The organism is Vibrio sp. Hep-1b-8 (assembly GCF_006124995.1).
Lineage (GTDB): Bacteria > Pseudomonadota > Gammaproteobacteria > Enterobacterales > Vibrionaceae > Vibrio.
Genome location: NZ_QEWN01000098.1, coordinates 1 through 10,179, shown reverse-complemented (window position 1 = coordinate 10,179; position 10,179 = coordinate 1). Strand labels below are relative to the sequence as shown.

Here is a 10,179-nt window from a genome sequence, read left to right as displayed (position 1 = left end):
AAAAGCGGTTAAGGATGCTAAAGACCTTAGTCCCTGCTCTCAAGCTCTTTATGCCTATTATCAATTCCTTGAAGATGAGAATTTAGCATGGGATACATTCCCTCCCGTCAAAAGGCTAAAACCGACTTATCTATTTCGCTCTCACCTACTAAAGCAGATTAAAACGGGTGACTTGGCGCATAGCACTGCCAGCGTTCGCATGAACCAAATTGTCAATTACTATAAGTGGTTGATGCATGACGGTTATCTAAAGATAAAGAACGAGAAAGAGGCTCCATTCAAAATGGAATTTGTTTCTGTTCAGAGTACAGGAATGTTGGCTCATGTATCACCCACTTTTACCGTAGAAACAAGTGACCTACGCATTAAAGTCCCTAAAGATGCCGACAATGGCAACATCCGGCCTCTCACTCCGTTGAGCCAAGAGTCACTGAGTATTCTCACTCAATATCTGCCCAACGTATCTGAAGAGCTGCGTTTACAGGTGCTTATTTCTATTGATACTGGTATGCGTATCCAAGAGATTGCGACGTTATCCACGAGATCTATCGAGACAGCAACACCTATTGCTGGAAGTAAGCATCGTTTCGAGTTGTTACTATCACCTAAAGATACAGGTGTGATGACCAAATACCTCAAAATTCGCCAAGTGGAAATCTCTGCCGAGTTGTTATCTACATTGAATGAATATCGAGTTTCAGAGCGACGAATCAAGCGTGCAAACAAGCTTGACCAAAAACTTGAAGCACTACCAGAAATGGCTGATACGCTAAAGAAAGAGGCGCTTGAACGATTAGAGCGATCTGAGCGGCATGAACCTTTATTCGTTAGTGAGCAAGGCAACCCCGTAACCGCTAAGTCTATAGAAGCTCGCTGGATAGAGCTTAGAGCTCAAATTAGAAAGACCCACCCTGCATTCACGCACCGTTTTCATGACTTGCGCGCGACTTATGGCACTTACCGATTAAGTGATTTGCTTGACGCTGGTTACCCTCCTTCAGAAAGCATTGGCCTACTTATGGGATGGATGGGGCATCTACACATCTCAACTACTTGGAAATATTTACACTTCTTGAAACGTAAAGAAGCTTTCAAAGTTAAATTCGGCATTTTAGACGGCATCATGCATGAAGCTCTAGGCGGTGAGAGTGAGTAATATCGCTTATTTGCACGGCTGGAAGCCAGAGCTTTGTATTCAATTAGATACATCTAACAATAATTTAGTCGACTTTAATCGCTTCATGGTCAAGGGATTTCCTTCAACAGCGTCATTAAAGCAGAGCGGTCGCTTTAAAGATGCAAATAGGGAAGGCTTTATCCTTCAAATGAAATCTCGCTTTGAGGATTTTATGAGTGAAGGTAAAAGCCCAGAGTCACTCTACAACACATATCAAGAATGCTCTCAATATCTTCGTTGGTGCGATGAACATAATGAAGAGGCGTTCACACAACCCGCCACGGAAGCTTACTTTGCGTTTCTCTATAAAAAGGTGTTGCTTGGAAAACCAAAGCGCTCTTCCTACAAAAAAATCCGCTCTTGCATGCTACGTTTATTTTGTGATTACTTAGACTTGCCAAGTGCGTATTTCGACAACATCACCGTCATGGATGATAGCGATAGGGAGCCCTTTGAGGCTTATACTCGCAGTAACCTAAATCAATTACTGCCTTTTTTGCGCAGTCTCTTTAAGCAGACTGCCATGCAGTTTATTGAAAACCCTGAAAAGCACATAGATGCTTATCAGACCGTCCCAACCATGACGTTTAACTGGAAGGGAGAGCAGTACAAACTATGTGGTGGCATCAGCAAAATGATGTGTGCTGGAACTTACCTACTGGCTTACTACACCTACGCTAATACCAGTGATTTATTCCAACTACAGCAACCAGATAACGCCTCTACATCCATCGGTGAAATTTGGTACACCATGCCCGCTTTTAAGCGCCGAGCATTCAAAACCATCCACGTTGACATTGGCGGTCATGAGCTGGATATTCCTAAGTACGCAATGAGCTTCTTTGATACGCTGCTCGAAGCCTCACGCCTGATTTCCACAGCCCCCAACGCGACATTATTGCAAACGGTCGCCTCAAAACAACGCGCGCCGCTCAAGTCCGTAACCTTGCAGAGTTTCTTAGGTAAATGGGTCGAAAAGCACTTTATCTTTACCGACCAAACGGGTCGTCGCTTGCGCCCTGTCATCAGTCGCTTTCGAGAAACGGGCGCACAAATCACGACTTACCATCAAGGTGAGTTGGTGAACGACATCATGCTCAACAACACTTCTAACACGAGAAAGAGAAGCTACAGCAAGGGTAACCGAACTGCCAATAATGGGATGATGCAAGATGCAATGTCCTTGCGAGAGCAAGAGATAAAGCAAGGTGAAAGCACAAATGAAGCCAAAGAAAGCTTAGGCATTGATGTGTTGGTTATCGAGGTAGAAAACAAAATCAACCTTCCTAACTTAAGTCGTACTCCGAACGGAGGAAGTTGCTCTGAGCCTTTTGGTGAAAAGTCAGAAAAGTACACAAGAAAAGCGCTCAAGCATGGGTTAATTAAAGACGGTGAGAGGTTGGCGTGTGCCGACTTACTTAATTGTTTCGGTTGTCCAGACCAGGTCATAGTTCAATCTCTCTCAGATATTTGGTGCCTATTAAGCTTCAAAAGCTGTATTGAAGAATCCCTATATCGCCACCTTGATGCTCATCACTACAAGCAAAACTTTGAAGACATCATTGTGTTTATTGATACCCAGATTCTGCCAAACATTAAGACCTCTCTACTTAAAGAGGCAGAAGATAAATTGGACGATGAGGGCTTACACCCGAATTGGGATGATGCGGAATCAGTGCTCAGCCTTATTCCATCACAGGAGACATCCAAATGAGCAAAAATAAATTCAATACTGACCATTTATATCTTGCTGACTCCCCCGTAGAGCATAAAGTCCAGCCTGCCGATATTGTCACCTTGTACCATGAGAAGCGGTTCGACGAATTGGATGGCGTGGTGGTTTGCCGAGATAAAGACGGTAACGTCACCGCCACCTTTGGCCAAAACAGTTGGGATTGCTTTGCTTTTTCACGTAAAAAAGAAAAGAACAATCTTTCATTTTCGCAATTAGATGCCCACCCAGAATTACAACGAGAGTTGAAGCTCTTCACTTACGGTTGGTTATTTAATCTCTCTCCACAAAAAAGAAAGGCACCAAAGTTTTCAACCGTTCACGGTCGACTTAATTACGCTTTGGTAACCTACCAATTTCTCGCTCAAGAAAATGCGCACACACTCTCTACATTGTCATCGACTAATATGCGTCTGAAGCTCAATGAGCGCCTTAGCGAACGTGAGTTGAGCGTTAGCGCGCTTGAGAAAACATTTACAGCCATCAACAAAGCCATTGAGTACACCCCTTGGCATAAGATAGCTCTGGGCATTGCTCGTATCGAGTCAAAGAATGAAGCTAGGCGCTTAAATGATATAAGACACCAACAAACATTAGTTATTCCTGAACGTCTTTGCCACGCCATCTATGGCAAGGCAATGGCGCTTATTGAAGAAGCGCTTCCTCATGCCACGCTCATTGCCGAGACTGAGCGTGACCTCCAAGACAACTACATTCAAGGTAAGCTAATCGTAGAAGATAAGGTGAAAGCTGGCGGAGTATTCAGATTCATGAACTCCGATAGAAGTATTGATAATCATAAGTTTGCTGCCGCTATTACCGACAATCAACCCAAGCAACCAAATGAGCTGATTGCGCCACTGGCAACAAAGCTACCCAATATCCCTTTAGAGAATGGCCGTGATTTTCAGCGATACTTAGGCCAGCTAATCACGGCAACTTACATTGTGTGTGGCGGCTTTAGTGGTATGCGTGATAGCGAACTTGATAAGCTCACTCCGAACAGTTATTACCTAGACTCACTGAGTGGCCGAGAGCTTCACCTTCTTCAATCTCATACATTTAAATTGGGTGAAAAACGAGAAACGTGGGTAACGGCAGCCGTGTCAAAAACCGCGATTGATTTGGTGTCCATCCTCACAAAAAGCTGGCGAGAAAAAGTGCAATACCCCGATGAGAAATACGCAAATTCGCTATGGGTCAATCAAACACACCGCTCTCAGGCGCCGAAATTAATTACAGGGTGGAATCATCGGCTAAAACTATTCTGTAAACAATTTGATTTTGTGGTGAATGATGGTGATTACAAAGAGTGTGTGGAGTCAAACCCTAGCTCACAGGTCAAAATTGAAAACCAAGTTGTGGTTGGTCAACCTTGGCCTATGAGCACTCACCAATTCAGACGCAGCCTCGCGTTCTACTGCGTTAAAAACCGATTAAGCTCACTGGTTGCACTCAAGCAGCAGTTCAAACATCTGTATTTGGCGATGACAGAGTGGTACACGAACGGGGGGCATTTAGCCAGCCTTCGTGATTTAATGGTCGATCCGAAAATTCAACAAGCACTTGATGAGATTAACGCTGAATCTACTACCAATAAAATCTTCAAACAGTGGCATTCTGATGAAACATTATCGGGCGCACATGGCAAAGCCATCATGAAAATGCGAGGTGATGTCCCAACGATTTACAGCTCTTGGGACACCATCTATAAGGCGGTAAAAGACGGTAAACTCACGCTTCATGGCTCACTGCACAGCTACTGCAAGAGTGGCTATGATTGCGATATGGATGGTGTTGTTACACCACAGTTTTGCGTCGATTGTTCGTCTGGAAGCAGCATCATTGATGAGCAGCAAGCAAAGTGGTGGCAAAATAAGCATCGTAGTTTATCGGCCTATATGGCAACAGGAGACGATATTACGGTCACGGATAGAAGCCATTACATTACTCAAATTAGAGCGGCAGAAAACGTTATGCGGGACTTTGGGATGGAATTTACTCCTTTTGAAGCTGAACTTAATATCACGGAGGTTTAAGCATGGGTAAGAGTGAAAATACATTAATCGCCCTTGAGGCTGCATTAGACCGAATAGCCAACGGTAAGCCTAAACACATCCCCAAAAGCCGCAAATTGAGTGTGAGAGCGGTTGAGGAAGAAGCGAAACTCGGCAATGGTAGCGGTTATTACTACCCTGAATTTGTAGAAAAGGTGAAGCAGACCAAAGTTGATATTGCAGAAGGGAAAGGCGAATACGTTCAGCCAGAAATACAAGCGGTGCGGGGTAAGCTCAAAGAGCAAAAGCGCATTAAAAGTAACTTCAAAGACAAGTATGAGGCGGAGCGAGAGAAGTTAGCTCTGTTTGCGGCTGAACAGCATCACCTGAATGATAAGTTAGTTAAGGCACTGGCTCGTATTGATGAACTTGAATATGAGAATGCTCAGCTTCGAGAGAATCTTGCCAAGCTTAAAAGGAGTAAGGTGGTGCCAATTAAGTAGTTCCACCGCTGCCCACTTGAATGACAATTGAGTGGGCTTACCATCCAAATCAAACCCGTTCCCAATCTACGCTTTGTCCCAATCTACGCTTTCAAACTCATTTTTGGACAGAAGTGAGTCAGGCTATTTACTAATTTAGTAATATACGGATAACAATAAGTTTTCAGTTGTGTTGATATGGAAGCACCAAGATCTTAAGGCTTCCATTGTTATATTTCGTCTTAACTTACTTGCTTTAGTTGGTATGACGCTCTACTCGAGATCTGATATACGCAGTTTGCTTTCTGTAAGCAAGTACAAACAGCGCACCTAGCACAATGATAACAAGTGTCTCAAAATTTTCACTGAGCCAAGGAAAATCAGATGTGTACACTTCCCATAGCTTTGCACCGCCAAGACACAACATGACCGAGCATAATGTTCTGTACATATTATTCTGTTCGGACAGCGTCACAATAAGCTCATCAATTTTTGATGCCGCAACATAGTTCGCATACTCAGCAAACTTAACAACTCTAAAAAGCTTAAGGAGCGGCTCAATCACAATAGACCCTAAACGGCTTATAACCAAACCTATAAAGTAATAAAAGAAAACACTAAGAACTATGTCTTCTTGCTTCAGTGAAAACACCGTAAGTTGTTCTAACAAAACAACAAATAACGCTCCTGGAAATAGATAGTTAAACAGGTTGTAAGATGAAATTTTTGAAATCAATTCTTTCATGTGTGAATTATTGCACCCTCGTTATGCTCATAATCTAGATATTGAATGATAGTTACATTTTCCTAACAATACCGTTGTTTGCCAGCTTAAGATTCATCACTCCATCACCAACTTTTTTTATATCTGAAATGGAGTATTTATAAATGCCAAGTTCAGGTTCAGTGCTACTATACCCTACTATTACAAGTATTTGAGACTCAGAAGCAAACCCATCTCTACACATTATTCCTGCCATACCTTCCATATCTGTTTCACTAGGTATTGCAGCACTAATAGGATGTGTGTGCCACATCCCAACATATGAAATTGAACCTTGTGTATTCTTGGAAATCTCATTGTTAAATTTATGTGTGCCTTTTATGCCACAAATGAACTTTTCTGGCTTTGCAACGCTGTCACTTGGGGGGCCAATGATCTTACTTATCCAGACAATTTCGCTTGCATGGTCTATTTGCCCAAAGAGTAACCCCCCAGTTTCGCAAACTTCTTTACCTCTGCGTTTTGATTTGGATACGTATTTTTTGATATCAGCCAAGACACTAGTTTGTACCCTTACCTGATAACCATCCGGTAAGTCCGCTACAAGGTCTTTAGGGTGGATAACAGAGGTATCTCCACAATGCTCATACTTGGAGAGCATCGCACTTTGTATGTTATTGTCTGACTTGAAGAAGTTTCCGATTTGCTCTAATGCTTTACCTACTAGAATCATCATATCAATTGATGAACCTACAAAAGTAGGATCAGAGCAGCCGGGTTCGGGTTGAAAATTTAAGAATTCTTCGTTATTAGGCCAAAATTCAGTTGCAAACTCTTCAAGTTTTTTCCGACCTTTAACTTTTATTTTTAGTTTCCTAAGAGAGTCGAATGTTGAGGCTTGACTCACAGCAGGAAAGTAATTGACTATAACCTTATCAGCGCTGGCCCCTATCAACATAGATGATAACGAAACATTTGGTTTGCTACACTTGATATAACATTCCAAGGTCAACTGCACCTTATTAGATGCTGTAGCATCAATAAGCAAATCATATGGGTTATCTTCAGCTACAGATAATTCAGGTAGGGTATTCATAGATGAAGTAATATCATCATTGCTGACTTCTACAGTTAAGTTAGGGTTAACTCTCAGAAGCCTAACTTTAAGGCTCTCAGCTTTCCAAAGTCCGATGTCAGAATCTTCATAATTTTGCCGAACTAAAATTCCAGGATGAACCTTCTTGTTATCGCGCAAGACAATGTGTTTAACACCAGCTCGAACAAGAGCTTCAGCAATATAGCTACCTAAAGCACCACACCCCCATATCACAACCGCTTTGTCCAAAAATGCATTTGCTGAAGTTTGAGTATCTCTTCTTACAGTAACCTCCTCACGGTCTTCTTTAACAGAACACCAACGAAGGTTTGCCGATTTCAGACATTTTAACGAAAGTTCTTTGCAACCTTGTCTATGTTGTTCGACTTTTTCCCTGAATTCCGTATCTGTAGATTCAGCCAGCATATTTAAGCAGCGGATCTCAAGACTAATTGTGTCTTTAGTAGTACTGTCGATTGACCAAGTTGAAATATGTTGTAGCAGCTTACCTCCCTTAGCACCTCTCATTGGTGTACCAATAACCAGATACAAATCGCTATCTGGAGAATTCACAGCGGCAGCAAACAAAGACAGCAAATGAATACTATCAACTGTAACACCAAATTTTTCTATGAGAGAGAATAGCTCTTCCGCCTTATTTGGATACTCAAAAGGAAAATCTTCGTTAAGTAATACTACTGGAGCTAACTCTCCTTTTTCTGACTTAACAAGTTCTTTTTGCCAACCAATTAAATCAATTCTGTCTTCGGTTATTTGCTTAATTATTGCAAATCCAATCCAAAAAGGTTCATCAAATGATGGAGTGTTTTTCTTTACAATCACACTTGGTAGGTCTTTATTTGCGGGGTAGGCAACTGGTGGGTGAAGCGGTTGTCCATCCTGCTCATGTGAGTTGGTGGCGGCCCGAATTAACCACTGATTTAATCGTTCAATGAAGCCATACATGCCATCGCTAATATTCCACTCAGTGTCTGGTGATAAAAACAAACACAGATGTCTAACCCACTGAACGTGTGCGAAGCCATTAAACCTAGCATGACTAACATAAACAGATGGATACTTAAATGGGAAGTTTTCGGGTATGCACACTGTAAACTTTTCTTTAGGACGAAGTTTTAATCCATCATCACTCGACTTTATTCCTAAACAATTGATCTCTATTAGAGCGTACATTGTTGAGTTTTCTTCATGTGGTTCGTTTATACGAACGACCCTAAAAGCATTATTTGACGCTGCTTCAATGCGGTTAAGTTGATTAACCGCTTTATCTTGTCCATTTGAGCGCAATTTACAGCTCTCCAAATCCTGCGGTATTGGTTGGGGGGGTTCCACTAGCACGAGCATCATTCACACTGTCAGAAAGTGATTTAACGGCGTTTACACTTACTGCTTCACCATTTAATACTAATGCATTGTCGGTTTTCTCAAACACAATTGGTTCCGCATCTTCTGACTCGTCATTGTGAGTGCATAAAAAATCAGTAGAAACAATCTCTTCGTATCGTTCTTTAGCTATTGCGTGAGGGGGGTTATCGCCTTTTTTATTTGATGCTGGTATTGATTTTGAGCTACTAACGACATAACCAATATCAAGACAATAACTCTCAAGATCATCCATCATTTCACGTTGAAAAATGTTCTTGTCATTTTCATCTTTCGTATACATAACAGATTTAGAGCAGTGATGAGGCGCAAGTAAAATATTCCACTCTAACTTGTCTTCATTTTCATTAGTCTTTGAAATATCGATTATTTTTCTAAGACTGTCATGCTTTAAATCTCCAAAAATTAATACTTTCAGATCATCATTTTCGTCCCCTAAGGAGATTTGCATACCTAAGCTAGTGTCGTTCCTTTCGTCATCTTCTTCTGCTTTGAAGGGGGAGTGGATGAAAGCATGAAACTCTGCACCTAAATCTTCTCCATCCAACAAGGATAAACTTTCACCTGGCAATGTTAGTAGATCCTCAGGGAACCCCTTAAACTTATCTTCTTCTAAAATACTGCTATAGCCGAATATCCTAATTTTATCACCTGATTCTAAATCGCCATTTTTTTCAATTGCCAGCTTTCTTCTTCTATCTGCTTCTTCATAAAACGCATCAGCTTCTTTCGAAAGCTCTTCATCATCAAAGATTCTTGGTGTAAGCCAAAGTTCGCCTATTGTCGCTTCATCTAATAGCTTGTCGAAACCTTGTATATGATCTTTATCTGGATGAGTTAAAGCAAAAACTGACAGGTATGGCTTTCCATCGATTTCTGGAAGTTCTTCTACTAAATGGTCAACAACGGGGAAATACTCCTCATCCTCATCCTCTGCAGCAACCATATGATGCAAATCTATTTGTAGCTTTACATCATCATTAATTGATACTGTTGTAGAGTCACCGTTACCTATCGGCCAAAACGTAACACCTTGCGTTGGTAAATAGTCTGACATTCTATACTTCCTCAAAAGTTTTCGATTTAGAAAATTATAATGCTATGAACAATAAGTTAATTGCTATTGGGCGTCACCCACGTAACCCCCTCTTGTGAATGTCTGAACAACCCCTAAACTTTTAAATCATAGAGATAGAAAGAGAGTTGTAATACACTAGGTGCATAGTGAAGCATCAGAAAAATTAGGTCAAATGTAGAGTCTTAAAACTGTAGCGAGCATCTACTCTAAATGGTTTTGGGGCATAAGCTTGCCAGTATGTTCAGCTAAATTTGAACTCAACAGGTTACAAGCATATACTACTGATGCTTGCTATGAGAAGCGTGGCTTCGGCTCCACTCGTAGACAGATGAATTCAAATAGCCCTGTTCTCTTCCGCTCATCGAGTATTGACCGCAGGTAGCGCGTAACAGAGCCACTTCTAGTGGCTCTTGTCGTATCTGGATGTTAGAAAAACTAAGATATTTCCCTTCAAGTTTCCATGTACAGATGTGAGTCATAACAAACTTC

The 10,179-nt window shown here is 41.5% G+C and carries 8 protein-coding genes; 4 read left to right on the top strand and 4 right to left on the bottom strand.

Translation table 11 applies throughout. From position 1 onward, the window contains the following. From DA100_RS10615 to DA100_RS10600, 4 genes are all read left to right on the top strand, one after another. On the top strand, positions 1-1,156 hold a 1,156-nt coding region (locus DA100_RS10615), incomplete at its 5' end, for a tyrosine-type recombinase/integrase (RefSeq protein WP_138972103.1). Further along, positions 1,149-2,891 (top strand): hypothetical protein, encoded by a 1,743-nt coding sequence (locus tag DA100_RS10610; protein ID WP_138972102.1) that lies wholly within the window; start codon positions 1,149-1,151, stop codon positions 2,889-2,891. The genes DA100_RS10615 and DA100_RS10610, both read left to right, overlap by 8 nt. Continuing rightward, a complete protein-coding gene (locus tag DA100_RS10605; RefSeq protein WP_138972101.1) occupies positions 2,888-4,948 on the top strand; it encodes a hypothetical protein in 2,061 nt (686 codons plus the stop codon). Before DA100_RS10610 ends, DA100_RS10605 begins: the two co-directional genes overlap by 4 nt. A gap of 2 nt (positions 4,949-4,950) precedes the next feature. Then, positions 4,951-5,409, top strand: a complete 459-nt coding sequence (locus DA100_RS10600) for a hypothetical protein (RefSeq protein WP_088721425.1) — start codon at positions 4,951-4,953, stop codon at positions 5,407-5,409. A gap of 235 nt (positions 5,410-5,644) precedes the next feature. Here DA100_RS10600 and DA100_RS10595 read toward each other — a convergent pair whose 3' ends face one another. The 4 genes from DA100_RS10595 to DA100_RS21150 form a co-directional block, all read right to left on the bottom strand. After that, positions 5,645-6,133: a hypothetical protein gene (locus DA100_RS10595; protein ID WP_138972100.1), complete on the bottom strand. Its 489-nt coding sequence runs from the start codon at positions 6,131-6,133 to the stop codon at positions 5,645-5,647. Between the two features lie 52 nt (positions 6,134-6,185). Then, the gene (locus tag DA100_RS10590; RefSeq protein ID WP_171052202.1) at positions 6,186-8,516 is read right to left on the bottom strand and encodes a ThiF family adenylyltransferase; all 2,331 of its coding nucleotides are present in this window, start codon (positions 8,514-8,516) and stop codon (positions 6,186-6,188) included. Position 8,517: 1 nt separating this feature from the next. Beyond that, the gene (locus DA100_RS10585; RefSeq protein WP_138972098.1) at positions 8,518-9,669 is read right to left on the bottom strand and encodes a hypothetical protein; all 1,152 of its coding nucleotides are present in this window, start codon (positions 9,667-9,669) and stop codon (positions 8,518-8,520) included. Positions 9,670-9,968: 299 nt separating this feature from the next. After that, positions 9,969-10,179 (bottom strand): hypothetical protein (locus DA100_RS21150; RefSeq protein ID WP_206208567.1); only part of this gene is annotated, 211 nt, incomplete at its 5' end.

Coding starts and splice junctions, on each gene's coding strand:
- DA100_RS10605 (WP_138972101.1), top strand. CDS start 2,888: ATGAGCAAAAATAAATTCAATACTGACCATTTATATCTTGCTGACTCC.
- DA100_RS10600 (WP_088721425.1), top strand. CDS start 4,951: ATGGGTAAGAGTGAAAATACATTAATCGCCCTTGAGGCTGCATTAGAC.
- DA100_RS10595 (WP_138972100.1), bottom strand. CDS start 6,133: ATGAAAGAATTGATTTCAAAAATTTCATCTTACAACCTGTTTAACTAT.
- DA100_RS10585 (WP_138972098.1), bottom strand. CDS start 9,669: ATGTCAGACTATTTACCAACGCAAGGTGTTACGTTTTGGCCGATAGGT.